The organism is Aquincola tertiaricarbonis (genome assembly GCF_000969605.1).
GTDB classification, from domain to species: Bacteria; Pseudomonadota; Gammaproteobacteria; order Burkholderiales; family Burkholderiaceae_C; genus Aquincola; species Aquincola tertiaricarbonis.
The window spans coordinates 1-22,654 of the sequence record NZ_JZUE01000035.1 but is presented as its reverse complement, the minus strand read 5'-3'; the positions used below and the strand labels follow the sequence as shown (position 1 = coordinate 22,654).

General features: G+C 70.2%; 24 protein-coding genes and 1 pseudogene. 12 read left to right on the top strand and 13 right to left on the bottom strand.

Annotation, left to right across the window (positions count from 1 at the left end; translation table 11 throughout):
• The first annotated feature begins 46 nt into the window (after positions 1-46).
• Genes VO99_RS25485 through VO99_RS25460 form a run of 6 tightly spaced genes read left to right on the top strand, consistent with a single transcriptional unit; the run spans position 47 to position 6,149 of the window.
• Positions 47-1,765: a PQQ-dependent dehydrogenase, methanol/ethanol family gene (locus VO99_RS25485; protein ID WP_083440925.1), complete on the top strand. Its 1,719-nt coding sequence runs from the start codon at positions 47-49 to the stop codon at positions 1,763-1,765.
• A 17-nt stretch (positions 1,766-1,782) separates the two neighbouring features.
• Positions 1,783-2,937, top strand: coding sequence for a c-type cytochrome (locus VO99_RS25480; protein ID WP_046115768.1), 1,155 nt, complete (start codon positions 1,783-1,785; stop codon positions 2,935-2,937).
• A 54-nt stretch (positions 2,938-2,991) separates the two neighbouring features.
• Positions 2,992-3,411, top strand: coding sequence for a DUF779 domain-containing protein (locus VO99_RS25475; RefSeq protein WP_046115767.1), 420 nt, complete (start codon positions 2,992-2,994; stop codon positions 3,409-3,411).
• The gene (locus VO99_RS25470; protein ID WP_046115766.1) at positions 3,408-5,471 is read left to right on the top strand and encodes a TonB-dependent receptor family protein; all 2,064 of its coding nucleotides are present in this window, start codon (positions 3,408-3,410) and stop codon (positions 5,469-5,471) included. The genes VO99_RS25475 and VO99_RS25470 overlap by 4 nt, the downstream gene beginning before the upstream one ends.
• A gap of 47 nt (positions 5,472-5,518) precedes the next feature.
• Positions 5,519-5,815, top strand: a complete 297-nt coding sequence (locus tag VO99_RS25465; RefSeq protein ID WP_046115765.1) for a toxin-antitoxin system TumE family protein — start codon at positions 5,519-5,521, stop codon at positions 5,813-5,815.
• On the top strand, positions 5,796-6,149 hold the full coding sequence (locus VO99_RS25460) for an HVO_A0114 family putative DNA-binding protein (RefSeq protein ID WP_046115764.1): 354 nt from the start codon (positions 5,796-5,798) through the stop codon (positions 6,147-6,149). Before VO99_RS25465 ends, VO99_RS25460 begins: the two co-directional genes overlap by 20 nt.
• On the opposite strand, the gene VO99_RS25455 is transcribed toward VO99_RS25460, so the two are convergent.
• Positions 6,137-7,381 carry an MFS transporter gene (locus tag VO99_RS25455; RefSeq protein WP_046115763.1) on the bottom strand — a complete coding sequence of 415 codons (1,245 nt, stop codon included), beginning with the start codon at positions 7,379-7,381 and terminating at the stop codon, positions 6,137-6,139. The genes VO99_RS25460 and VO99_RS25455 overlap by 13 nt on opposite strands.
• Positions 7,382-7,446: 65 nt before the next feature.
• On the opposite strand from VO99_RS25455, the gene VO99_RS25450 reads away from it, so the two are divergent.
• Together VO99_RS25450 and VO99_RS25445 are read left to right on the top strand one after the other, a co-directional pair.
• On the top strand, positions 7,447-8,313 hold the full coding sequence (locus VO99_RS25450) for an AraC family transcriptional regulator (RefSeq protein WP_046115762.1): 867 nt from the start codon (positions 7,447-7,449) through the stop codon (positions 8,311-8,313).
• A gap of 100 nt (positions 8,314-8,413) precedes the next feature.
• A complete protein-coding gene (locus tag VO99_RS25445; protein ID WP_046115782.1) occupies positions 8,414-8,716 on the top strand; it encodes a late competence development ComFB family protein in 303 nt (100 codons plus the stop codon).
• A 15-nt stretch (positions 8,717-8,731) separates the two neighbouring features.
• On the opposite strand, the gene VO99_RS25440 is transcribed toward VO99_RS25445, so the two are convergent.
• The 6 genes from VO99_RS25440 to VO99_RS25415 form a co-directional block, all read right to left on the bottom strand.
• Positions 8,732-9,373, bottom strand: coding sequence for an ATPase (locus tag VO99_RS25440; RefSeq protein ID WP_198157065.1), 642 nt, complete (start codon positions 9,371-9,373; stop codon positions 8,732-8,734).
• On the bottom strand, positions 9,370-9,765 hold the full coding sequence (locus tag VO99_RS25435; protein ID WP_046115761.1) for a type II toxin-antitoxin system Phd/YefM family antitoxin: 396 nt from the start codon (positions 9,763-9,765) through the stop codon (positions 9,370-9,372). The genes VO99_RS25440 and VO99_RS25435 overlap by 4 nt, the downstream gene beginning before the upstream one ends.
• Positions 9,766-9,835: 70 nt before the next feature.
• Positions 9,836-12,442 (bottom strand): ATP-dependent chaperone ClpB, encoded by a 2,607-nt coding sequence (gene clpB, locus VO99_RS25430; RefSeq protein ID WP_046115760.1) that lies wholly within the window; start codon positions 12,440-12,442, stop codon positions 9,836-9,838.
• Positions 12,443-12,531: 89 nt separating this feature from the next.
• Positions 12,532-13,065 carry a flavin reductase family protein gene (locus VO99_RS25425; RefSeq protein ID WP_232315549.1) on the bottom strand — a complete coding sequence of 178 codons (534 nt, stop codon included), beginning with the start codon at positions 13,063-13,065 and terminating at the stop codon, positions 12,532-12,534.
• Positions 13,062-13,463, bottom strand: a complete 402-nt coding sequence (locus VO99_RS25420) for a CrcB family protein (RefSeq protein WP_046115759.1) — start codon at positions 13,461-13,463, stop codon at positions 13,062-13,064. The genes VO99_RS25425 and VO99_RS25420 overlap by 4 nt, the downstream gene beginning before the upstream one ends.
• The gene (locus VO99_RS25415) at positions 13,460-14,038 is read right to left on the bottom strand and encodes a molybdenum cofactor biosynthesis protein MoaE (protein ID WP_232315548.1); all 579 of its coding nucleotides are present in this window, start codon (positions 14,036-14,038) and stop codon (positions 13,460-13,462) included. The genes VO99_RS25420 and VO99_RS25415 overlap by 4 nt, the downstream gene beginning before the upstream one ends.
• Before the next feature lie 258 nt (positions 14,039-14,296).
• Between VO99_RS25415 and dapA the strand changes: the two genes are divergently transcribed.
• Entirely contained in the window at positions 14,297-15,178 is an 882-nt protein-coding gene (gene dapA / locus VO99_RS25410) for a 4-hydroxy-tetrahydrodipicolinate synthase (RefSeq protein ID WP_157039784.1), read from the top strand.
• A 9-nt stretch (positions 15,179-15,187) separates the two neighbouring features.
• Here the strand turns inward: dapA and VO99_RS25405 are convergent, their stop codons facing one another.
• From VO99_RS25405 to VO99_RS25380, 6 genes are read right to left on the bottom strand one after another with little or no spacing between them, the layout of a single operon-like run.
• Positions 15,188-15,442 carry a MoaD/ThiS family protein gene (locus tag VO99_RS25405; RefSeq protein WP_046115758.1) on the bottom strand — a complete coding sequence of 85 codons (255 nt, stop codon included), beginning with the start codon at positions 15,440-15,442 and terminating at the stop codon, positions 15,188-15,190.
• Positions 15,443-15,455: 13 nt separating this feature from the next.
• Positions 15,456-16,733 carry a molybdopterin molybdotransferase MoeA gene (locus VO99_RS25400; RefSeq protein WP_046115757.1) on the bottom strand — a complete coding sequence of 426 codons (1,278 nt, stop codon included), beginning with the start codon at positions 16,731-16,733 and terminating at the stop codon, positions 15,456-15,458.
• Positions 16,730-17,275 carry a molybdopterin-guanine dinucleotide biosynthesis protein B gene (gene mobB / locus VO99_RS25395; RefSeq protein WP_046115777.1) on the bottom strand — a complete coding sequence of 182 codons (546 nt, stop codon included), beginning with the start codon at positions 17,273-17,275 and terminating at the stop codon, positions 16,730-16,732. The genes VO99_RS25400 and mobB overlap by 4 nt, the downstream gene beginning before the upstream one ends.
• Positions 17,276-17,292: 17 nt before the next feature.
• On the bottom strand, positions 17,293-18,705 hold the full coding sequence (gene thrC / locus VO99_RS25390; RefSeq protein ID WP_046115756.1) for a threonine synthase: 1,413 nt from the start codon (positions 18,703-18,705) through the stop codon (positions 17,293-17,295).
• Positions 18,706-18,707: 2 nt separating this feature from the next.
• The gene (locus VO99_RS25385) at positions 18,708-20,021 is read right to left on the bottom strand and encodes a homoserine dehydrogenase (protein ID WP_046115755.1); all 1,314 of its coding nucleotides are present in this window, start codon (positions 20,019-20,021) and stop codon (positions 18,708-18,710) included.
• Positions 20,018-21,244, bottom strand: coding sequence for a pyridoxal phosphate-dependent aminotransferase (locus VO99_RS25380; RefSeq protein WP_046115754.1), 1,227 nt, complete (start codon positions 21,242-21,244; stop codon positions 20,018-20,020). The genes VO99_RS25385 and VO99_RS25380 overlap by 4 nt, the downstream gene beginning before the upstream one ends.
• A gap of 37 nt (positions 21,245-21,281) precedes the next feature.
• Between VO99_RS25380 and VO99_RS25375 the strand changes: the two genes are divergently transcribed.
• The 3 genes and pseudogenes from VO99_RS25375 to VO99_RS25365 all read left to right on the top strand — a co-directional run.
• Positions 21,282-21,659 carry an Mth938-like domain-containing protein gene (locus VO99_RS25375; RefSeq protein ID WP_046115753.1) on the top strand — a complete coding sequence of 126 codons (378 nt, stop codon included), beginning with the start codon at positions 21,282-21,284 and terminating at the stop codon, positions 21,657-21,659.
• Between the two features lie 116 nt (positions 21,660-21,775).
• A complete protein-coding gene (locus VO99_RS25370) occupies positions 21,776-22,252 on the top strand; it encodes a peroxiredoxin (protein ID WP_046115752.1) in 477 nt (158 codons plus the stop codon).
• Between the two features lie 145 nt (positions 22,253-22,397).
• A pseudogene (locus VO99_RS25365) lies at positions 22,398-22,654 on the top strand (PhoH family protein); the annotation flags it as partial.

Here is a 22,654-nt window from a genome sequence, read left to right as displayed (position 1 = left end):
CGGCCCGGCTGCCCGGCCGGGCCCTTTCCACCCGAGGAGACACCCCATGACCACCTTCCCCACGCGCTGGGGCGGCCCGCTGCTGGCCGCCGCTTTCACCGCCACGCTGGCCCTGCCCTGCACCACCGTGCAGGCCAATGACGAGCTGGCCAGGTTGTCCAGCCAAGAAGGCCAGTGGCCGATGTACGGCCGCGACTATGCCAACACGCACTACAGCCCGCTCAAGCAGATCGGCCGCGGCAACGTCAAGAACCTGAAGCTCGCGTACACGCTGCAGCTGGGCGCGCTGCGCAGCAACGAATCCACGCCCATCGTGGTGGGCGACATGCTGTACGTCTCCAGCTCCTGGGGGCCGAAGACGGTGTTCGCGCTCGATGCCGCCACCGGCGCCATCCGCTGGCGCTACGAGCCCGACCTGCCCGGCGACACCATGCAGTACGGCTGCTGCGACGTGGTCAACCGCGGCGTGAGCTATGGCGACGGCCGCATCTACGTCGGCCGGCTGGACGGCCATCTGGTGGCGCTGGACGCCAAGACCGGTGAGGAGCTGTGGGACACCAAGGTGGTGGACTACAAGCAGGGCGCGGTCATCACCTCGCCGCCGCTGGTGGTGAAGAACATGGTGGTCACCGGCTTCGGCGGCGGCGAATACGGCGTGCGCGGCGCCCTCAGCGCCTACGACGCCAAGACCGGCAAGCAGCTGTGGAACACCTTCACCACCGCCGGCGAAGGCGAGCCGGGCAACGACTCGTGGAAGGGCGACAGCTGGAAGAACGGCGGCGGCGCGGCCTGGCTGATCGGCTCCTACGACGCGAAGACCAACACCATCTTCTACGGCACCAGCAACCCCAGCCCCTGGAACAACGCGCTGCGCGGCCCCGACAGCAGCGACTACGGCCAGTTCACCAACCTCTACACCAGTTCAACCGTCGCCTTCGATGCCGACACCGGCAGGATCAAGTGGTGGCTGCAGGGCACGCCCTACGACGCCTGGGACTTCGACGGCGTGAACGAGGCGGTGCTCACCGACCTGAAGATCGACGGCGCCAGCCGGCCGGTGATGATGAAGGCCGACCGCAACGGCTTCTTCTACGTGGCCGACCGCAACAGCGGCAAGCTGATCTCGGCCCAGCCCTTCGTGCCCACCAACTGGGCCACGGGCATCGACCTGGCCACCGCCCGGCCGATCGAGGTGTCGGCCAAGCGGCCGCGCACCGGCCATGCCGCCAGCGACATCTGCCCCAACCTGCTGGGCGGCAAGAACTGGCAGCCGATGTCCTTCGACCCCAACACGCAGCTGGTCTACATCCCGGCCAACAACGTGTGCATGGACATGGCCGCCACCGAGGTGCAATACAAGAAGGGCACGATGTACCTGGGCAAGGAGTTCCCGGCCAAGCCCGGGCCAGGCGACTACCTGGGCGAGCTGGTGGCCTGGGATCCGGTGAAGCAGCGCAAGGCCTGGGGCCTGAAGGAAAGCACGCCCTTCAACGGCGGCACCCTGTCCACCGGCGGCGGGCTGGTCTTCGCGGGCAACAACGGCGGCCTGTTCCGCGCGCTGGACGCGAAGACCGGCGAGGTGCTGTGGCGCATGAACCTGGGCTCGGGCATCGGCGCCGGCCCCATGACCTTCACCGCCGGCGGCAAGCAGTACGTGGCCGTCGTGGTGGGCCGCACCGCCTCCATCCCCGCCTTCCTCGGCGACCTGGGCAAGACCATGCTGTCCACGCCCGATGGCGGCGCGCTGTTCGTGTTCTCGCTGTGATGCGGAGGCCACCTGCCATGTTCACCTGTCTAGACAAGTGGCGGCGCAGCCTGCTGGGCGCCGGCCTGGCGGCCGCCTGCATCGGCGCCGCCGCAGCCACCGGCGCGGTGCCGGCCGAAGGCCCGCTGCGCGCCTGCGCCGACCCCGACAACCTGCCCTTCTCCAGCGCCGCCGAGGGACCGAAGGGCTTCTATGTGGAGCTGGCGGACAAGCTGTCCGAAGCCCTGGGCCGCGGCGCCGCGCAGGAGGTGTGGCACTCCACGCTGTACGCCAGGCGTGCCGTCCGCAGCACGCTGCTGGCCCGACGCTGCGACCTCTACATCGGCCTGCCCGCCGAAGGCGATTTCATGCGGCCGCAGGTGGTGATGTCGGCGCCCTTCGCGGTGCATCACTACGCACTCGTCCTGCCGCCTGGCCAGCGGATCTCGGGCGTGGCCGAGCTGCGCGGCCGGCGCGTGGCGGTGCAGCTGCTCACGCCGCCGCACCAGCTGCTGGCCACCACCGAGGGCATGCAGACGGTGACGGTGCGCTCGCCCGAGGAAGGCCTGCAGGCGCTGGCCGACGGTCAGGCCGACGTGGCCTGGCTGTGGGGCCCTTCGGCCGGCTACCACAACCGCACGCGGCATGCGGAGCGCTGGCAGGTGCTGGCCACCGACGGGCCGGGCATGGCCTGGCCGGTGGCCATCGGCTTCCGCCGCGACGACGCGGCGCTGCGGGCCCAGGTGCAGCAGCAGCTCGACGGCCTGCAGGGCTGGATCACCGGCCTGGCGGCGAAGTACGGCTTTCCGGCCGGGCCGGCGCTGCCACTGGCCGCGGCGGATGCGCCGGTGCTGCGGCTGGCGGCGGCCGGCGCGGTGGGCGGGCTGATGGGCCAGGCGACCGCAGCGGTGGTGGCCGATGCGGCGGGCAGCGATGCGATGCTGTCGCGCGGCAGGACGCTGTTCAACACCAACTGCTCCCACTGCCATGGGCCCAACGCGCAATCGCCCGAAGCGCGCATCGACCTGCGCAAGCTCGGCCGCCGCTATGGCGACGAGATGACCGAGGTGTTCCACGCCACGGTACGCGCCGGCCGGCCCGACAAGGGCATGCCCGCCTGGAAGGGCGTGCTGGCCGAGGACGACATCGCCTCGATCAAGGCCTTCGTCGACAGCGTGCAGCAGCGCAAGTAGCCGCCGCATCTTCGGCTACCCTTGGCCGCAGGTTGTACAAGGCAGGAGACAAGCATGACGGTGGACCGCGTGACCGCCACGCCGCAGGCGCTGGCGTTGATCGACAAGCTGAGGGCCGAGCACGGGCCCCTGATGTTCCACCAGTCGGGGGGCTGCTGCGACGGCAGCGCCCCGATGTGCTACCCCGACGGCGAGCTGATCGTCGGCGACGGCGACAGGCTGCTGGGCCATATCGGCGGCATGCCGTTCTTCATCAGCGCGCCGCAGTTCGAGTACTGGCAGCACACGCAGCTCATCATCGACGTGGTGCCCGGGCGCGGCGGCATGTTCTCGCTGGAAGGCCGGCACGGCGAGCGCTTCCTCACCCGATCGCGGCTGTTCACCGACGACGAGAACGCCTGGCTCCAGGCAAACGCGCCGGCGTTGACCGCCACGCAGGCCGCGGCCCTGCCCACCCGCGAGGTGGCCGCATGAAGCGCCTGTTCCTCAAGCCCGTCGCGGCGGCCTGCTCGCTGCTGCTGGCCGGCGCCGCCGCGCAGGCGCAGCCGGTGGAATCGGTGGTCATCACCGGCACCCGCAGCGCCGAGCGCGCCTTCGACGTGCCCGCCTCCATCGACCGTGTGGACGGCGAAGCCCTGCGCGACCAGCAGTGGCGCGTGAACCTGTCGGAAAGCGTGGCCCGCATCCCCGGCCTGCTGGTGCAGAACCGGCAGAACTACGCGCAGGACCTGCAGGTGTCGTCGCGCGGCTTCGGCGCCCGCGCCACCTTCGGCGTGCGCGGCGTGCGGCTGATCCAGGACGGCATCCCGCTGACCATGCCCGACGGCCAGGGCCAGACCGCGCTGATGGACCTGGAAGGCGCCGGCGCCATCGAGGTGCTGCGCGGCCCCTTTGCGGCGCTGTACGGCAATGCCTCGGGTGGCGTCATCCACGTCATCGGCGACGACGCGCCGAAGCGGCCGTTCGTCGAAGCCAGCGTGATGGGCGGCAGCGACGAGACCTGGCGCACCGGCGTGCGCTTCGGCGTCGCCAGCGGCAGCTTCGGCGCCACCGGCAATGTCTCGCGCTTCGAGACCAACGGCTCGCGCGACCATAGCGCGGCGCGGCGCGACCTGGCCAATGCGCGGCTGCGCTTCGGGCTGGACAACGGCGCCAGCATCGTCGTCATCGCCAATGCGCTCGACCAGCCCGACACGCAGGACCCGCTGGGGCTCACCCAGGCCCAGCTCGACGCCGACCCCCGCCAGGCCGGCACCAATGCGCTGGCGCAGGACACGCGCAAGAGCATCCGCCACAGCCAGGGCGGCGTGGTGTTCCGCCATCCGCAGCTGCTGGGCGGCGCGCTGGAGGCCAGCGTCTATGGCGGCCAGCGCCAGCTCACCCAGTACCTCGGGCTGCCGCTGGCAGCGCAGGGCATCACCTCGTCGGGCGGCGTGGTGGACCTGGACCGCAACTTCTCCGGCACCGGGCTGCAATGGCGGCTGGGCGACGACCAGCGCTCGCTGACGGTGGGCCTGGCCTACGATCGCATGCGCGAGCACCGGCAGGGCTTCGTCAACACCGCCGGCGTGGCCGGCGAGCAGCGCCGCGACGAGCAGGACAGCGTCAACAGCTTCGACCAGTTCGTCATCGGCAGCTGGCAGGTGGCGCCCACCTGGAAGCTCACGGGCGGCCTGCGGCACAGCGTGGTGCGCTTCAAGGCGGAAGACCGCTTCATCATCGGCACCAACCCCGACGACAGCGGCTCGGCCCGCTACAGCGCCACCAGCCCGGTGCTGGGCGTGCTGCACCAGCTCACGCCCGACGTGCACCTGTTCGCCTCGCTCGGCCGTGGCTTCGAGACGCCCACCTTCGCCGAGCTGGCCTACCGCAGCGGCGGCCAGCCGGGCCTGAACTTCGACCTGGCCGCGGCCAAGAGCCGCAACTTCGAGGCGGGCGTCAAGGCCCGGCTGGGCAGCAGCATGCGCGCCACCGCGGTGGCTTTCCGCGCCGACACGCGCAACGAGGTGGTCTCGGCCGGCTCCAGCGGCGGCCGCACCGTGTTCACCAACGCCGGCAAGACGCGGCGCACGGGACTGGAGCTGTCGATGGAGGCCACGCTGCCGGCCGGCTTCAACGCCATGCTGGCCTACACCTACACCAAGGCCGAATACCGCGACCTGGTCACGCCGGCCGGCGCGGACCTGTCGGGCAAGCGCATTCCGGGCGTGCCGCGCCAGGTGCTGTTCGGCGAGCTGGGCTGGCGCCACCAGCCCAGCGGCTTCAGCACCGCGGCCGAGGTGCGCGGCGCCAGCAAGCTGATGGCCAACGATGCCAACACCGCCTCGGCGGCCGGCTACGTCGCCGCCAGCCTGCGCGCCGGCTTCGAGCAGCGCATGGGCGCCTGGAAGCTCAGCCAGTTCGCCCGCGTCGACAACCTGTTCGACAAGGACTACGTCGGCTCGGTCATCGTCAACGAAGCCAACCAGCGCTACTTCGAGCCCGCCCCCGGCCGCACCTGGGCGCTGGGGGTGACGGGGAGCTACAGCTTCTAGTGTTGGATTGATTGACAACAGCCTTGCCTGTTGTCATCATCTCCAACATGAAGGCCATCGCCCTGATCCGCCGCCGCGTCGTGGTGGCAGAAGACGCGTTCGCGGAACTGGCCGTCTGGCGCCTGCCGGCGCCGGTGCCGCCATCCGGCCACCCTTCCAAGTACCGGCTGGCCTACGTGGTTCAAGGTCGGTGCGTGCTGCGCTACGACAACGAGCGCGGCAAGGGGGATCACCGTCATGTCGGTGAGGTCGAATCGGACTGCGTGTTCGAAACGCCTGAGCGGCTGATGCAGGATTTCAACGCGGACATCACGAGGTGGAACCATGAAAACGGTCGTTCTTGAAGTACGTTCTCTGGCCGACACGCTGGCCGATGCCGCGCGGGCGATGAACAGCGGCCGTGCCGATGCGGCCACGCGGATCGGCTTCGCCACGCCGGAGCTGCTGTGGCAGGTGCTCAGCGCCAAGCGCTGGGAGTTGCTGAAGGCCTTGTGCGGTGCCGGCCCAGTGTCCATCCGCGAAGCGGCGCGGCGGGTGGGCCGGGACGTGAAGGCGGTACACGGCGACGTCACTGCGCTGCTGCAGGCCGGCGTGCTCACCCGCCCCGCCGACGGCAGCGCCGGCATCGAGTTCCCGTTCGATGCGGTGAAGGTGGAGTTCCTGCTTCAGGCCGCCTGAACCACCCGCTGCGTGCGGCGCACCCGCCGCACGTTGAAAGCGCTGGCGATCAGCACGCCCTGCACCGCGGCCAGGCCGATCCACACGGTGGTGTAGCGGCCCTGGTCCATCAGCGCGCCGAACAGCAGCGGCGCCACCGCCTGGCCGATGTCCAGCCCCGCATACACCACGCCGTAGACCCGGCCGGTGGCGTTGTCGGGCGAGGAGCGCTTGACCAGCAGGTCGCGCGACGGCCCGGCAATGCCGGCGAAGAAGCCCATCGCGCCGAACAGCACCGGCACCGCGGTGGCCGGCAGGTCGCTCAGGCCCAGCACCAGCGCCACGGCGGCCGCCACGCCGAAGGCCGCGCCCACGATGCGCTCGCAGCGCGCGGGGTCGGACGCCAGGAAGCCGCCCACCACCATGCCGCCGGCACTGCACACCATGTAGATCGTCAGGCACATGGCCACCAGGCCCATCGGCACCTCGTGCAGCCGGCGCGCGGCCTCGGGTGCGAAGCTCTGCACCACGCTCAACGACGCGGCATAGAAGAAGAAGAACGCGAAGCACATCCACACCGCGGGGATCTTCAGGAAGTCGAAGGCGCCTTCGGCCTGCAGCGGCGCGGCACCCGGCCGCGCGGCGGGCGTGGCCGGCAGCGGCGGCAGTTCCAGCTGCCGGCGGTTGACCAGCAGCAGAGCCAGCACGCCAAAGGCCAGCGCGGCCGCCGCCATCAGCGCCACCCGCCAGCTGAACGCATGCGCCAGCGGCACCAGCATGGCCGGCGCCAGCGCCCAGCCCAGGCTACCGGTGATGCCGTGCACGCTGTAGGCATGGCCCAGCCGCGCCTTGCCGATCCTGCGGTTGAGCAGCGTGTAGTCCACCGGATGGAACACGCCGTTGCCCACGCCCGCCACCGCCGACCAGAAGGCCAGCATGGCGTAGCTGTGGCTGGTGGCATAGCCCAGCGCGGCGGCGCCCAGCAGCCCCAGCCCCATGAACAGGATGGGCCGCGGCCCGAAGCGGTCCACCGCGAAGCCCGACACCGCCTGCACCACGCAGCTCACCACGAAGAAGATGGTGAGCAGGAAGCCCAGCTGCGTATAGCTGACGGCGAACTCGTCCTTCAGCCACGGGAACAGCGGCGCCAGCAGCAGCTGGCTGTAGTGGCTGATGAGGTGGGCGATGCCCACCAGGCCGATGAAGGTGGCGTCCTGCCGCAGGGGAACGGGCGGTGCTGCGAGTGTGCTCATGCCGGCGATGGTAGGCGGCGGCACCTCGGCAGCTTTACGATAGGCGGCCAACTTCTGTCGAGATCATGCCAAGCCCGACACCGCAACGCATCGGCCCGCTGACGCCGCACCTGTTCACGCCCACCGCGGGGCGGCCGGTGCGCGCCAAGCGCCACCGCCTGACGCCGGAGCAGTTCGTGGTGCCGCATGCGCACCACTGGGCGCAGTTCGCCTTCTCGGCCACCGGCGTCACGCGGCTCACCACCGCCGACGGCAGCTACATCGTGCCGCCGTCACGCGCGGTCTGGGTGCCGCCCGGCATGGAGCACGCGGTCACGGTGCTGAGCGAAACCGACCTGATGACGCTGTACTTCCACCAGCCGCCCGGCCGCTGCGGCCCGCAGGTGCCGCGTGCCGAGGAAGCCGCCTGGCGCCAGTGCCGGGTGCTGGAGGTGACCGACCTGCTGCGCGCGCTGGTGATGGCGATGGACGCCCGCCCCGACGGCCTGGCCCGCCCGCTGGTGCTGGACCGCGAGGCCCAGGCCCGCGAGGCGCGGTTGAATGCACTGGCCCTGGACGAGCTGCGCCGCGCCCGGCCGGTGAAGCTGGGCGTGGACCTGCCCGCCGATGCCCGCCTGCGCATGCTGTGCGAGGCGGTGCTGGACGACCCCACCCGCCACGCCACGCTGGAAGGCTGGGCCCGCGATACCGGCGCCAGCGCCCGCACCGTGGCCCGCCTGTTCCAGCAGGAGCTGGGCACCAGCTTCGGCCAGTGGCGCCAACAGGTGCTGCTGGCCAAGGCGGTGGCGATGGCGGCGCACAAGCACCCGATGAAGCGCATCGCCGCCGACCTGGGCTATGCCAGCGCCAGCGCCTTCACCGCGATGGTCCGCCGCTCGGTGGGCATGCCGCCGGCGCGCTTCTTCGGCGCCGCGTTGCAGCCCGGGCCGTGACGAAAGCCCGGTTTTGCCTCCCCTATTCGGGGGACATCGTCGTGCTCCGCTGCCCACAATGACCGCCGCCACCGGCACCACTGCCGCCAACGGAGACGTCATGAGCCTGGACTTTTCTTCCATCCACAACCACCACGAGAGCAGCGTGTTCGAAGCCGTCGTCGAGATGTCGGCCCGCTTCCCCGAGGTGGCCGCCCGGCATGAGCTGCTGATCGACGTGGCCTGCATCGCGCTCAACCGGGTGCAGCCGCGCTACATCCGCCACAAGGTGGACTACCTGTTCTACCTGACCGAAGCCGAGCGTGCGGCCAATGCCCAGATGATCGCCTCGGCGGTGCAGCATGCCTTCGATTTCGTCAGCGCGCGGGAGCGCGCCAAGCCGGCGCCCAAGCTGGCCGCCTGAAGCGGCCCGAGGCGCTCAACCCAGCGCGCCTGGCAAGGCCCAGGCCGCCGCCAGCAGCGGCTTGGCCCACTCACCCACCTGCGGCAGCGGCGCCTGCTGCACGATGCGCCCGCGCTGCAGGTGCAGCAGCAGCACCGGCGCCGGCCGCCGGCCCTGGTGCGGATCGCCCTCGGCACTGTTGTCGTACAGCCGCAGGCTGGCCAGCTGCGGCAGCAGCTTCACCAGGTTGGCGCGGCTGCTGTCGAAGCGCTCGCGGATCCTGGCCTCGGGGATGTCGTGGCCGCCGGCCGCCACCCGGCTGCGCACCCGCTGCAGGTGCAGCTCGGGCGTGGCCAGGCCGGCAAACCACAGGTGCAGCTCGGCGCCCTGCTGCGCGCCCTGCAGCAGCAGTGCCGGCAGCGTGCGGCCGCCCAGCGTGGTTTCCATCGCATAGGTGCCGCCTTCGGCCAGCGCACGCTGCAGCCCGCGCAGGCCGAGCTGCCAGGCCTGCGCATTGGCGGCTTCCAGCCCCAGCGAGGCATCGGCCTGCCGCAAGTTGCGTGCAGCGATGTCGGGATTGAAGTAAGGGACGCCGGCAGCCTGCAGCGCGGCGCCGCCTATGCTGCTCTTGCCGGCGCCGTTGACGCCGGCCAGCACGTACAGGCGCGCGGCGCTCACCGGGCGGCGGGAGTGCCGCCGCCGTCGGCCTGCACGGCCGCCAGCGCGGCATCGGCCAGTTGATCGGGCGTCATCGCGAAGGCATCGGCCATGCGGTCGGCCACGCCGGGCGCCTGCATGCGCTGGTACATCTCGTCGAAGCGGCGGGTGAGCTGGTCCAGGTCGGGCTCGGCGGCCTGCTGCAGCGCCAGGTAGCGCTCCACCGACATCAGCACCATCGCCGGCTGCTCATGGCGGGTAACCACCACCGCGCCGTGGGCCATCACCGTGCTGGTGACCTTGTTCATGCCCGAGACCAGCTGCGTGGCGGAGACGCTGGGCAGCGCCTGCATGCGCTGGCGCGAGCGGGCCTGCGGGCTGGAACTGGCGATCGCGGCGGGCAAGGCGGACATGGCGGAGCTCCAGGAGGAATGTCCGCCATCTTACCCAAAATACCCGAAATGGGTATTTTGGGTGTCCACGTCAGTGAACCACGCGCTCGAAGGAGAAGTCGCCCTCGCGCAGGTTGACCGGGATCACGTCCTTCGGCCCGAAGCGGCCTTCCAGGATGAGCTTGGCGACCGGGTTCTCGATGCGCTGCTGGATCGCCCGCTTGAGCGGCCGCGCTCCGAAGGCCGGGTCGAAGCCCACCTTGGCCAGTTCCTTCAGCGCCTCGGGCGAGACGTCGAGCTTCATCTCCATCTTCTCGAGCCGTGCTTCCAGGCCCTTGAGCTGGATCTTCGCGATGTTCTCGATGTGCTGGCGGTCCAGCGCATGGAACACCACCGTCTCGTCGATGCGGTTCAGGAACTCGGGCCGGAAATGCTCCTTCACCTCGCCCCACACCGCCTCGCGGATCAGCTCGCTGTCCTGCCCCGCCATCTGCATGATGAGGTGCGAGCCCAGGTTGCTGGTCATCACGATCACCGTGTTCTTGAAGTCCACGGTGCGGCCCTGGCCATCCGTCAGCCGGCCGTCGTCCAGCACCTGCAGCAGCACGTTGAACACGTCGGGGTGGGCCTTTTCCACCTCGTCGAGCAGCACCACGCTGTAAGGCTTGCGCCGCACGGCCTCGGTCAGCGCGCCGCCTTCGTCGTAGCCCACGTAGCCCGGGGGCGCACCGATCAGCCGGCTGACCGAGTGCTTCTCCATGTACTCGCTCATGTCGACCCGGATCATGTGGTCGGTGGAGTCGAACAGGAAGCCGGCCAGCGCCTTGCACAGCTCGGTCTTGCCCACGCCGGTGGGGCCCAGGAACAGAAAGCTGCCCAGCGGCCGGTTGGGGTCGGAGAGGCCCGCGCGCGAGCGCCGGATGGCGTCGGCCACGGCCACGATGGCCTCGTCCTGGCCCACCACGCGCTCGTGCAGCCTGGCCTCCATCTGCAGCAGCTTGTCGCGCTCACCCTGCATCAGCTTGTTCACCGGGATGCCGGTGGCGCGCGAAACCACCTCGGCGATCTCTTCCGCGCCCACCATGGTGCGCAGCAGCTGCGGGCCGCCCTTGCCGTCCTTGGCGCCGGCGGCCTTGCCGGCTTCCTTGGCCTGGGCTTCCTTCAGCCGCGACTCCAGCCCCGGCAGCTTGCCGTACTGCAGCTCGGCCACCTTGTTGAAGTCGCCCTTGCGCTTGAATTCCTCGATCTGGAACTTGATGCGGTCGATCTCTTCCTTCACGTGGGCCGAGCCCTGCGCCGCGGCCTTTTCGCTCTTCCAGATCTCCTCCAGGTCGGCGTACTCGCGCTGCAGCTTGACCAGCTCTTCCTCGATCAGGCCCAGGCGGCGCTGCGAGCCTTCGTCGTGCTCCTTCTTCATCGCCTCGCGCTCGATCTTGAGCTGGATGACGCGGCGGTCCAGCCGGTCCATCACCTCGGGCTTGGAGTCGATCTCGATCTTGATCTTGGCCGCCGCCTCGTCGATCAGGTCGATCGCCTTGTCGGGCAGGAAGCGGTCGGTGATGTAGCGGTGGCTCAGCTCGGCCGCGGCCACGATGGCCGGGTCGGTGATCTCCACGCCGTGGTGCACCTCGTACTTCTCCTGCAGGCCGCGCAGGATGGCGATGGTGGCCTCCACCGTGGGCTCGCCCACCAGCACCTTCTGGAAGCGGCGCTCCAGCGCGGCGTCCTTCTCGACGTACTTGCGGTATTCGTCCAGCGTGGTGGCGCCGATGCAGTGCAGCTCGCCACGCGCCAGGGCGGGCTTGAGCATGTTGCCGGCGTCCATCGCGCCCTCGGCCTTGCCGGCGCCCACCATAGTGTGCAGCTCGTCGATGAACAGGATGATGCGGCCCTGGTCGGCCGACACTTCCTTCAGCACGCCCTTCAGGCGTTCCTCGAACTCGCCGCGGTACTTGGCACCGGCCAGCAGGCCGGCCATGTCCAGCACCAGCACGCGCTTGTCCTTCAGGCTCTCGGGCACCTCGCCATTGACGATGCGCTGCGCCAGGCCCTCGACGATGGCCGTCTTGCCGACGCCGGGCTCGCCGATCAGCACCGGGTTGTTCTTGCTGCGGCGCTGCAGCACCTGGATCGCGCGGCGGATCTCGTCGTCGCGGCCGATCACCGGATCGAGCTTGCCCTGGCGGGCGCGCTCGGTCAGGTCGAGCGTGTATTTCTTGAGCGCCTCGCGCTGGCCCTCGGCCTCGGCCGAGTCCACCTTGGCACCGCCGCGCACCGCATCGATGGCGGCTTCGAGCGACTTGCGGGTGACGCCGTGGCCACGCACGATGCCGCCCAGGTCGGTCTTGGCATCGGCCAGCGCCAGCAGGAACATCTCGCTGGCGATGAACTGGTCGCCGCGCTTGCCGGCTTCCTTCTCGGCCGCCTGCAGCAGCGCCACCAGGTCGCGGCCGGGCTGGACCACCTGGCCCTGGCCCTGCACCTGCGGCAGGCCGGCCACGGCGGTGTCCATGGCCGTTTTCAGCGCGGCGGTGTTGGCGCCGGCGCGGTCGAGCAGGGCCTTGGGCCCGTCGGGTTGCACCAGCATAGCGGCCAGCACGTGGGCCGGTTCGATGTAGGGGTTGTCGCGCGTGACGGCGAGCGTCTGCGCTTCGGCCAGGGCCTGTTGGAAGGCGGTGGTGAGCTTGTCGATTCGCATGGGGTTTGACCTCCGATTGCGAGAGACATGAGGCGCTCTGGCCCCGTTTTCAAGTTGCGCCAGGTCAAGGCCTGGCGCATCGACGGTGGCTACAGCCGGTCGCCCAGGTCGTGATAGTGCCCGGCGTGGAATACCAGCGGCGCCGTCTCGGCCGCATGGCAGTGGGCCAGCACCTGGCCGATGAACAGCACATGGTCGCCGGCCGTCTGCTGCGCCGTCAGCGCGCACTCGAACACCGCGGCGCAGCCGGCCAGCACCGGCGCGCCGTGCGCCCCGTCGCGCCAGTCGCCGCCCTGGAACTTGTCGGCCACCGACGACGCGAAGCGCCGCGACAGCTCGACCTGGTCTTCCGCCAGCACGTTGACCGCGAACACCGGCGCCGCCGAGAACGGCGCCAGGCTGCCGCTGGCCTGGCGCAGCGACCACAGCACCAGCGGCGGATCGAGCGACAGCGCGCTGAAGGAATTGGCCGTCAGCCCCACCGGCGCGCCGTCGGCGTCGCGGCAGGTGATGATGGTCACGCCGGTGGCATAGCGGCCTAGTGCCGCGCGAAGCGCCAGGCGCGCGGCGGCGGGATCGGCCTGGGCGGGCAGTTTCATCGCCGCGTCGATGGGTGCGTTCATGGGCGCAGCGCCGCCCGCGCGAGCAGGAAGCCGAGGCTGGCGCACAGCAGCGCGCCCAGCACGTGGGACAGGGTATGGGCCGCGGCCATCGGCAGCTCGCCGCGCTGCAGCAGGCCCAGCGATTCGCCGGAGAAGGCCGAGAAGGTGGTGAGCCCACCGAGGAAGCCGGTGACTGCAAGGTGGCGCAGCGTCTCGTCCGGGTGGCGTGCGAACAGCACCATCGCCGCGCCGACCAGGAAGCCGCCCACGCAATTCACCAGCAGCGTGCCCAGCGGAAAGCCGCGCCACAGGCCGTTGAACCACAGCCCGGCGGCAAAGCGGGCCAGCGCACCGGCGGCCGCGCCGATGCCGATCGCCGCCACGGTGGTCCAGGGCACCGCGCCGAGGGCGGCCGTCATGCGGGCTGCACCGCCGGCAGGGCGGGTGGAAGCCCGGCAACGCTGCCGGCGAGGTTGGTCGCCGGCAGGCCCCAGCGAGCGGCGGCGGCATCGTCGGCCACGCGGGCATCCACCCAGCGGGCGCCGTCGGCGCTGTGTTCCTTCTTCCAGAACGGGGCCTGGGTCTTCAGGTAGTCCATCAGGAACTCGCAGGCCTGGAAGGCCTCGCCGCGGTGCGCGGCGGCCACGGCCACCAGCACGATCTGCTCGTTCAGCGCCAGCGGGCCGATGCGATGCACCACCCGCGCGCCGCGGATGCCGAAGCGGCGCTGCGCCTCGTCGATCATGGCCTCGATCGCGCGCTCGGTCATGCCGGGATAGTGCTCCAGCTCCAGCAGGCTGACCGGCGCGGCGGCCTGTGCGGCACTGCCGTCGCGGTCGCGCACCGTGCCGACGAAGGCGGCCACCGCGCCGATGCCGGCATCGCCGGCACGCAGCTCGGCCACTTCGGCGGACAGGTCGAAATCGGCGGCCTGCACACGCACCCGCGGCCGGGCCTGGCCGGCGGCGGAGGTGTGCGCTATTTCCATCTGCATTTGCGGGATTGTGGCATCTAGAATTCAGCCCCATGCCCGGCAACACCTTGTCCCCAGCCCGCTTCGGCGACCTGGGCGCAAGCCTGGGCCTCAAAAAACTGCGGCGCTTCTGACCGGAGCTGCGGTTCCGTGTTCGGATGCGCGACGCAACGGACCTGGCCGCCCCGCTCCACCCCCCTGCTCCCCGCTGCCACCCACCCGCTGAGCCGCCACGCGCACACGGTTTGCCCCTTGCGGTCGCAACCAGGAGAACTGTTCGTGCTCGATCTTTCAGGTGTGTGGATCCCCCTCGTCACTCCCTTCGACGGCGGCCGTGTCGACCTGCCGGCGCTGCGCCGGCTGGTGGCCACGCTGGCGACCGGCGGCATCGCCGGCTACGTGGTGTGCGGCAGCACCGGCGAAGCGGCGCTGCTGAGCGAGGCGGAGCAGCGCCAGGTGCTGCAGGCGGTGATGGCCGAGCGGGCCGGCCTGCCGGTGCTGATGGGCGTGGCCGGCAGCGCGCCGGCCGCGGTGCGCGACGAACTGCTGCAGTGGGCCGAATGCGGCGTGCAGGGCTTCCTGGTGCCGCCGCCGCTGTACGTCAAGCCGCCGCAGGCCGGCGTGATCGACTTCTTCAGCATGCTGGCCGATGCCTCGCCGCTGCCGGTGGTGCTCTACGACATTCCTTCGCGCACCGGCACCCGCATCCAGCGCGAGACGGCGCTGGCGCTGGCGGCGCATGAGCGCATCACCGGCCTGAAGGACTGCGGTGGCTGCGCTGCCGACACGCAGGCGCTGATCGACGACGGCCGGCTGCAGGTGCTGGCGGGCGACGACGTGAACATCTTCGCCACGCTGTGCGCAGGCGGCGCGGGCAGCATCTCGGCCTCGGCCCATCTGCACCCGCGGCTCTTCGTGCGGCTGCGCGAGCAGCTGCTGGCCGGCGACCTGCCCGCCGCGCGCCGGCTGTGGCAGGCACTGCTGCCCTGGATCGACGCCGCCTTCGCCGAGCCCAACCCGGCACCGGCCAAGGCCGCGCTGGCGGCGCAAGGCCTGCTGAAGAACGAGCTGCGCGCGCCGATGCGGCCGGTGTCGGCGGCGCTGCAGCAGCGCATCGAAGGCTTGGTGGCCGATCTCGGCCGGCTGGCCGCGGCAGGCTGAAGCCCGCCTTCAGCCGCCGGTGACCGGAGGGAAGAACGCCACCTCGGCGCCCTCGGGCAGCGGCTGGGCTTCGTCCTGGCACATCAGCTGGTCGACCGCACAGCGCACCGCGCGGCCGGCGCCCAGCTTCTCGGCATGCAGCGGGCTGCGCGTCACCAGTGCGGCGCGCAGGTCGGCCACGCGGCTGCCGGCGGGCAGCTCGACGGCCTCGCCGCTGCCCAGTGCCTCGCGCAGCGAGGCGAAGTAACGCACCTGCACCTTCATCGCGCCGGCCCGCTCAGGTGCCCACCAGCGCCTGCATCGGCAGGAAGGCGACGGTGTCGCCCTTCGCGATGGCCTGGCCGGGCGGGTTGTCCACCAGGCCGTCGGCCCAGACGGTGGACGTGAGCACGCCCGAGCCCTGGTTGCTGAACAGCACCAGCGCGCCGCTGGCCTCATCGAAGCGCACGCGCAGGAACTCGCGCCGCTTGTCGGGCCGCAGCCAGTCGAAGCCGGCGCGGGCCTGCATGGCGCGCGGCAGCGTGGCCGGCAGGCCCTGCAGCGCCTGCAGCACCGGGCGCACCGCCACCATGAAGGTGATGAAGGCCGACACCGGGTTGCCCGGCAGGCCGACGAACAAGGCTTCGCCACCGCCGGCCCGGTTCACCGCGCCAAAGGCCAGCGGCTTGCCCGGCTTGATCGCCAGCTGCCACAGCGCCAGCCGGCCCTCGGCCTGCACGGCGGGCTTCACATGGTCTTCGTCGCCCACCGACACGCCACCGCAGGTGAGGATCAGGTCGTGCCCCTCGGCCGCCGTGCGCAGCGCCTGCCGCGTGGCGTCCAGCCGGTCGGCCACGATGCCCAGGTCGGTCACCTCGCAGCCGGCCGACTGCAGCAGCCCGCGCAACGTGAAGCGGTTGGAGTTGTAGATCGCGCCCGGCGGCATGCGCTCGGGCGGCACCTCGTCGGGCATCACCAGCTCGTCGCCGGTGGAAAACAGTGCCACCCGCGGCCGGCGCAGCACCTGCACCGTGGCGGCGCCCACCGAGGCGGCCAGGCCCAGCGCCTGCGGCGACAGGCGCTGGCCGCGCTCCAGCACCACGGCGCCGCTGCGCACATCCTCGCCACGGCGGCGGATCGAGAGGCCCGGCGTGGGCAGCAGGTTCACGCGCACGCTGCCGAGGTCACCCGCCCCGCCTGCCACCGCCTCACAGCGTTCCTGCATCACCACCGCATCGGCGCCGGCCGGGATCTGCGCGCCGGTGAAGATGCGCGCCGCGGTGCCGGGCTGCAGCGGCTGGCCCACGGTGCCGGCGGGGATGCGCTGGCTCACCGGCAGCACGGTGCCTTCGGCCTGCACGTCGGCCACGCGCACGGCGTAGCCGTCCATCGCAGTGTTGTCCTGCGGCGGCACGTCCAGGCCGGAGCGCACCTCGGCGGCCAGCACGCGGCCCAGCGCATCGAAGGTGGACAGCGTCTCGGTGTCGGTGATCGCCGCGGCGCGGGCGCCCTCGCCCAGCAGGCGCAGCGCCTCGTCCAGCGACATCAGCGGGGAACGCTCGGGGGATGGGGTCATGCAGCCTCGTCGGGAAAGTGGTGCTCCGGCCGGTAGTCGAAGCGGTCGCCCGATTGCAGCAGCCATTGCGCCACCGCGGCGGGATCGTCGATGGAAAGCTGCGGCAGCGACGTGGCCACCGGCGGCGGGCTGTCGGTGGCCAGCGCCACCACGAAGGGATCGTCGGTGTAGAGCGGCGCCATCTGCTCGGGCGCGGCGGCGCGGCGCACCTCGATCTTCGGCAGGTCGGCATGCTTGAAGCCTTCGACCAGCACCCAGTCGCAGGGCGACAGCTCGGCCAGCAGCTGGTGCACCGATGGTTCGGTCTCGGCGTCGTACTCGCGCAGCAGCGCCAGCCGCTTCTGCGAAGCCAGCAGCACCTCGAAGGCACCGGCCTCGCGGTGGCGCCAGCTGTCCTTGCCGGGCTGGTCGACGTCGAAGCGCTTGTGCGCATGCTTGAGCACCGACACCCGCCGGCCCGACGCCTTCAGCGCGGCCAGCACGCCGGTGATCAGCGTGGTCTTGCCGACGTTGGACGGGCCGGCGAAACCCACCACCTTCACGGGCACTGCCTGCTGGATCAAGTGCTGACGCGGGCCGAGATGTAGGCCTTGACGCCCTGCGGATCGGCCGGCATCACGGTGAAGCGCTTGGGCAGGTCCTCGATGCCCTGCAGCGCAGCCGGGCGGTCGGGCTCGCGGCCCAGCGCCTCGCGGATCGTCTCGGCGAACTTCACCGGCAGCGCGGTTTCCAGCACCAGCGTGGTGGTGCCGGCCAGCGACTGCTCACGCGCCACCTTCAGGCCGTCGGCGGTGTGGGTGTCGATCATCACGCCGTAGTGCTCCCAGGTGTCGCGGATGGTGCGCAGCCGGTCGGCATGGGTGCTCTTGCCCGACACGAAGCCGAAGGACGCGATGCGCTCGAATTCATCGGGCTTGAGGCTGAACACGCCGGCCTGCTCCACCTCCTCGCCGAACAGGTGGCGCACCTGCTCGCCGTCGCGGTTCATCAGGTCGAAGACGAAGCGCTCGAAGTTGCTCGCCTTGCTGATGTCCATCGACGGGCTGGAGGTCTCGTGCGTCTCGTGGCCCTTGCGCACGCGGTAGGTGCCGGTGCGGAAGAACTCGTCCAGCACGTCGTTCTCGTTGGTGGCCAGGATCAGCCGCTCGATCGGCAGGCCCATCATGCGGGCCACGTGGCCGGCGCAGATGTTGCCGAAGTTGCCCGAAGGCACCGCGAAGCTCACCCGTTCCTGGTTGTGCTGCGTGGCCTGGAAATAGCCGGCGAAGTAGTACACCACCTGCGCCAGCAGCCGCGCCCAGTTGATCGAGTTGACGGTGCCGATGCGGTGCGCGCGCTTGAACGGCAGGTCGTTGCTCACCGCCTTGACGATGTCCTGGCAGTCGTCGAACACGCCTTCGATGGCGATGTTGTGGATGTTCTCGTCCTGCAGGCTGAACATCTGCGCCTGCTGGAACGGGCTCATGCGGCCATGCGGGCTCAGCATGAACACCTGCACGCCCTGCTTGCCGCGCATCGCGTACTCGGCGGCGCTGCCGGTGTCGCCCGAGGTGGCGCCCAGGATGTTGAGCGTCTCGCCGCGGCGGGCCAGTTCGTACTCGAACAGGTGGCCCAGCAGCTGCATCGCCATGTCCTTGAAGGCCAGCGTGGGCCCGTTGGACAGCGCCTCCAGCGCCAGCCCCGGCTCCAGCGGCTTCAGCGGCACGATGGCCTCGGTGCCGAACACCGCATGGGTGTAGGTCTTGTGCGTCAGCGCCCGCAGGTCGTCGGCCGGGATGTCGTCGATGTACAGCGACAGGATCTCGAACGCCAGGTCCGCATACGACAGCGTGCGCCAGCGGTTCATCGTGGCGTCCTCGATGTGCGGATAGCGCTCGGGCAGGTACAGGCCGCCGTCGGGCGCCAGGCCTTCGAGCAGGATCTCGCTGAAGCTGCGGCGGTCGGTGTTGCCGCGGGTGCTGATGTATTTCACGGTCAGGCCAGTTCTTCCTTGCGCAGCGCGACGATGGGCGCCAGCACCGTGGGCAGCGCCTGCATCTGCGCAAGCGCCTTGCGCATGCGGCCTTCCACGGTGTCGTGCGTCAGGATGATGAGGTCGGTCTGCCGCTCGCCTTCGGCGGATTCGCGCTGCAGCACCGCGTCGATGGAGATGTCCAGCTCGGCCAGGATGGTGGTGATGCGGCTCAGCACCCCAGTCTCGTCGGCCACCACCAGGCGCAGGTAGAAGGCGGTGCGCACCTGCTCGATCGGCAGGATGGGCGCGTCGCTCATCGCATCGGGCTGGAAGGCCAGGTGCGGCACGCGGTGGTCGGGGTCGGCGGTGTGCAGCCGGGTGATGTCGACCAGGTCGGCCACCACGGCGCTGGCGGTGGGCTCGCTGCCGGCGCCCTTGCCGTAGTACAGCGTGGTGCCCACGGCATCGCCCTGCACCACCACCGCGTTCATCGCGCCTTCCACATTGGCGATGAGGCGCTTGGCCGGCACCAGCGTGGGGTGCACGCGCAGCTCGATGCCGTCGTCGCGGCAGCGGGTGATGCCCAGCAGCTTGATGCGGTAGCCCAGCTGCTCGGCATAGCGGATGTCGGCCGCCTGCAGCTTGGTGATGCCCTCGACATAGGCCTTGTCGAACTGCACCGGCACGCCGAAGGCGATGGCGCTCATCAGCGTGAGCTTGTGGGCGGCGTCCACGCCTTCGATGTCGAAGGTGGGGTCGGCTTCGGCATAACCCAGGCGCTGCGCTTCGGCCAGCACGGTGGCGAAGTCCAGGCCCTTGCTGCGCATCTCGCTGAGGATGAAGTTGGTGGTGCCGTTGATGATCCCGGCGATCCACTCGATGCGGTTGGCCGTCAGGCCCTCGCGCAGCGCCTTGATGATGGGGATGCCGCCGGCCACCGCCGCCTCGAAGCCGACCATCACGCCGCGTGCGCTGGCCGCCGCGAAGATCTCGCTGCCATGCACCGCCAGCAGCGCCTTGTTGGCGGTGACCACGTGCTTGCCGGCCTCGATCGCGGCCAGCACCAGCGCGCGCGCGCGGTCGGTGCCGCCGATCAGCTCGACCACGATGTCCACGTCGGGCCGGCGCACCGCGGCCTCGAAGCCGTGGTCGATCGGCACGCCGGACGCACCCAGCGCCTCGGTGGCCTTGGCGGTGTTGCGCGCGGTGATGGACACCACTTCCAGCCCGCGGCCGGCGCGGCGCTGGATCTCAGCCTGGTTGCGTTGCAGCACATGCACCACGCCGCTGGCCACCACGCCAGCGCCGAGCACGGCGATCCGAATCGGTTTCATTGGGAATGTCTCTTGCGGTAGTGCTCGAGGAAGCGCGCGATGCGGCCGATGGCCTCGGCCAGGTCGTCGGAATTGGGCAGGAACACGATGCGGAAGTGGTCGGGCGTGGGCCAGTTGAAGCCCGTGCCCTGCACGATCAGCACTTTCTCCTCGGCCAGCAACTCGTAGGCGAACTGCTGGTCGTTCTGGATCGGGTACATGCGCGGGTCCAGCCGCGGGAACATGTACAGCGCGGCCTTGGGCTTGACCACGCTCACGCCCGGGATCTGAGTCAGCAGCTCGTAGGCCAGGTCGCGCTGGCGGCACAGCCGGCCCGTGGGCGCCACCAGGTCGTTGATGCTCTGGTAGCCGCCCAGCGCGGTCTGGATGGCGAGCTGGCCCGGCGTGTTGGCGCACAGCCGCATCGAGGCCAGCATGTTCAGGCCCTCGATGTAGTCGCGTGCATGGCGCTTGTCGCCCGACACCACCATCCAGCCGGCGCGGTAGCCGCAGCTGCGGTAGTTCTTGGACAGCCCGTTGTAGGTGATGCACAGCACGTCGTCGGCCAGCGAGGCGATGCTGGTGTGCACCGCGCCGTCGTACAGCGTCTTGTCATAGATCTCGTCGGCCAGGATCAGCAGCTGGTGCTCGCGCGCCACCTGCACGATCTCGCGCAGCACGCTCTCGGGGTACAGCGCGCCGGTCGGGTTGTTCGGGTTGATGACGACGATGGCCTTGGTGTTGGCCGTGATCTTCGAGCGGATGTCGGCGATGTCCGGCAGCCAGTCGCTCTGCTCGTCGCACATGTAGTGCACCGGCGTGCCGCCGGACAGCGCCACCGAGGCGGTGTACAGCGGGTAGTCGGGCGAAGGCAGCAGCACCTCGTCGCCGTTGTTGAGCAGCGCGTTCAGGCTCATCGTGATGAGCTCGGAAACACCGTTGCCCAGGTAGACGTCGTCGACCGTGACGCCCTTGATCTGCTTTTGCTGCGTGTAGTGCACCACCGCCTTGCGCGGCGCAAACAGGCCCAGGCTGTCGGTGTAGCCCGCCGTGTGCGGCAGGTTGCGGATCATGTCCTGCACGATCTCGTCGGGCGGCTCCAGCCCGAACGCGGCCACGTTGCCGATGTTGAGCTTGATGATCTTCTGCCCCTCGTCCTCCATCTGCCGGGCCTTGGCCAGGACGGGTCCACGAATGTCGTAACACACGTCGGCGAGCTTGGTGGACTTTGAGAGAGGCTTCACAGGGGGATTCTCCGAAGAACCGATAATTAGAGCACGTATGAAATTCCAACCCGACCATCTCGAAGGCGTCAACAGCATCTCGCGCGTGGAGCCCGGGCGCCTGTGGGTCAACGGCACGCCCTGGACCGCCAGCGTGCTGGTGCCCTGGCGCGGCCAGGCGCTGGCATGGCCCGTGGGCGCGCTCGCGGAACTCACCGCGGCGCACTTCGAGCAGGTGCTGTCGCTGCAGCCCGAACTGGTGATCTTCGGCTCGGGCCCGCAGCTGCGCTTCGTCAGCCCGGCGCTGCAGCGCTCGCTGATCGAGCGGCGCATCGGCGTGGAGACGATGGATACCGCGGCCGCCTGCCGCACCTACAACGTGCTTGCCAGCGAAGGCCGATCGGTCGTCGCGGCCCTGTTGCTGCCAGCGCAGTGAATCCTCACCGGCAAGGCAAGTTCAAACCTCACGAAACCGAGCTCGTCGTACGACCCCCGTATAATCGAGGGTTGTTCCTGCACCGTCAGGTAACCCCATAGAAGAGATCCGCCTTCATGACGCCAGCCCTCAATAAAGCCCTCCCGGAGTTTGAAGCGCTTGCCACGGGCGGTGTGAAATTCACACCCCAGGCGTATGCCGGTCAGACGGTGATCCTGTACTTCTACCCGAAGGACAACACCCCCGGCTGCACCACCGAAGCAATGCAGTTTCGTGACCACCACAAGGAGCTGGTGGCCGCCGGCGCCGTGGTCTTCGGCGTGTCGCGCGACAACATGGCCTCGCACGAGAAGTTCAAGCAGGCGCTCGACCTGCCGTTCGAACTGATCGCCGACACCGAAGAGAAGCTCTGCCACATGTTCGGCGTGGTGAAGAACAAGATCATGTACGGCAAGAAGGTCAAGGGCATCGAGCGCAGCACCTTCCTGATCGACGCCAACGGCGTGCTGCGTGCCGAGTGGCGCGGCCTGAAGGTCGCCGGCCACGTCGAAGAAGTGATCAAGGCGGTGAACGCCTTGAAACTCGCCGCCTGAGCACGCCCCGCAACGGTCATGAACCCCGGCGCATAATGCGCCGCATGTTCGTGAGTTGTTGCGACCCCGCGTCCATCCCCCTCCAAAGCCGCGCAGGCCCCTGCGCGGCTTTGTCGTTTCTACGAGCCTGAAAAGCCCACCGCCCATGCCCCTGCCCAAGCCGCCGACCCGCAAAGCAGCCGTACTCGCTTCCGCCGACTTCGATTCGCAGGCCGCGCCCAAGACCGGCAAACGCGCCGCCAAGCAACCTGCAGCGGCCGAGGTGGCGCCCGCGGTGCTGGACCTGTTCAGCCATGACGAGACCGAGGTGCCCGCGGCCAAGGCCGCGCCGGCACCCGCCCCGGCCCGCCAGCCCGGCGGCCGCACCGCCGCCCGCGAGCCCGCAGGCCGCGCGCCGGCCAC

What these genes read in the sequence shown, in the direction of transcription:
- VO99_RS25485 (WP_083440925.1), top strand. Translation starts at nt 47, where the DNA reads ATGACCACCTTCCCCACGCGCTGGGGCGGCCCGCTGCTGGCCGCCGCT.
- VO99_RS25480 (WP_046115768.1), top strand. Translation starts at nt 1,783, where the DNA reads ATGTTCACCTGTCTAGACAAGTGGCGGCGCAGCCTGCTGGGCGCCGGC.
- VO99_RS25475 (WP_046115767.1), top strand. Translation starts at nt 2,992, where the DNA reads ATGACGGTGGACCGCGTGACCGCCACGCCGCAGGCGCTGGCGTTGATC.
- VO99_RS25470 (WP_046115766.1), top strand. Translation starts at nt 3,408, where the DNA reads ATGAAGCGCCTGTTCCTCAAGCCCGTCGCGGCGGCCTGCTCGCTGCTG.
- VO99_RS25465 (WP_046115765.1), top strand. Translation starts at nt 5,519, where the DNA reads ATGAAGGCCATCGCCCTGATCCGCCGCCGCGTCGTGGTGGCAGAAGAC.
- VO99_RS25460 (WP_046115764.1), top strand. Translation starts at nt 5,796, where the DNA reads ATGAAAACGGTCGTTCTTGAAGTACGTTCTCTGGCCGACACGCTGGCC.
- VO99_RS25455 (WP_046115763.1), bottom strand. Translation starts at nt 7,381, where the DNA reads ATGAGCACACTCGCAGCACCGCCCGTTCCCCTGCGGCAGGACGCCACC.
- VO99_RS25450 (WP_046115762.1), top strand. Translation starts at nt 7,447, where the DNA reads ATGCCAAGCCCGACACCGCAACGCATCGGCCCGCTGACGCCGCACCTG.
- VO99_RS25445 (WP_046115782.1), top strand. Translation starts at nt 8,414, where the DNA reads ATGAGCCTGGACTTTTCTTCCATCCACAACCACCACGAGAGCAGCGTG.
- VO99_RS25435 (WP_046115761.1), bottom strand. Translation starts at nt 9,765, where the DNA reads ATGTCCGCCTTGCCCGCCGCGATCGCCAGTTCCAGCCCGCAGGCCCGC.
- clpB (WP_046115760.1), bottom strand. Translation starts at nt 12,442, where the DNA reads ATGCGAATCGACAAGCTCACCACCGCCTTCCAACAGGCCCTGGCCGAA.
- VO99_RS25425 (WP_232315549.1), bottom strand. Translation starts at nt 13,065, where the DNA reads ATGAACGCACCCATCGACGCGGCGATGAAACTGCCCGCCCAGGCCGAT.
- VO99_RS25420 (WP_046115759.1), bottom strand. Translation starts at nt 13,463, where the DNA reads ATGACGGCCGCCCTCGGCGCGGTGCCCTGGACCACCGTGGCGGCGATC.
- VO99_RS25415 (WP_232315548.1), bottom strand. Translation starts at nt 14,038, where the DNA reads ATGCAGATGGAAATAGCGCACACCTCCGCCGCCGGCCAGGCCCGGCCG.
- VO99_RS25405 (WP_046115758.1), bottom strand. Translation starts at nt 15,442, where the DNA reads ATGAAGGTGCAGGTGCGTTACTTCGCCTCGCTGCGCGAGGCACTGGGC.
- VO99_RS25400 (WP_046115757.1), bottom strand. Translation starts at nt 16,733, where the DNA reads ATGACCCCATCCCCCGAGCGTTCCCCGCTGATGTCGCTGGACGAGGCG.
- VO99_RS25385 (WP_046115755.1), bottom strand. Translation starts at nt 20,021, where the DNA reads ATGAAACCGATTCGGATCGCCGTGCTCGGCGCTGGCGTGGTGGCCAGC.
- VO99_RS25375 (WP_046115753.1), top strand. Translation starts at nt 21,282, where the DNA reads ATGAAATTCCAACCCGACCATCTCGAAGGCGTCAACAGCATCTCGCGC.
- VO99_RS25370 (WP_046115752.1), top strand. Translation starts at nt 21,776, where the DNA reads ATGACGCCAGCCCTCAATAAAGCCCTCCCGGAGTTTGAAGCGCTTGCC.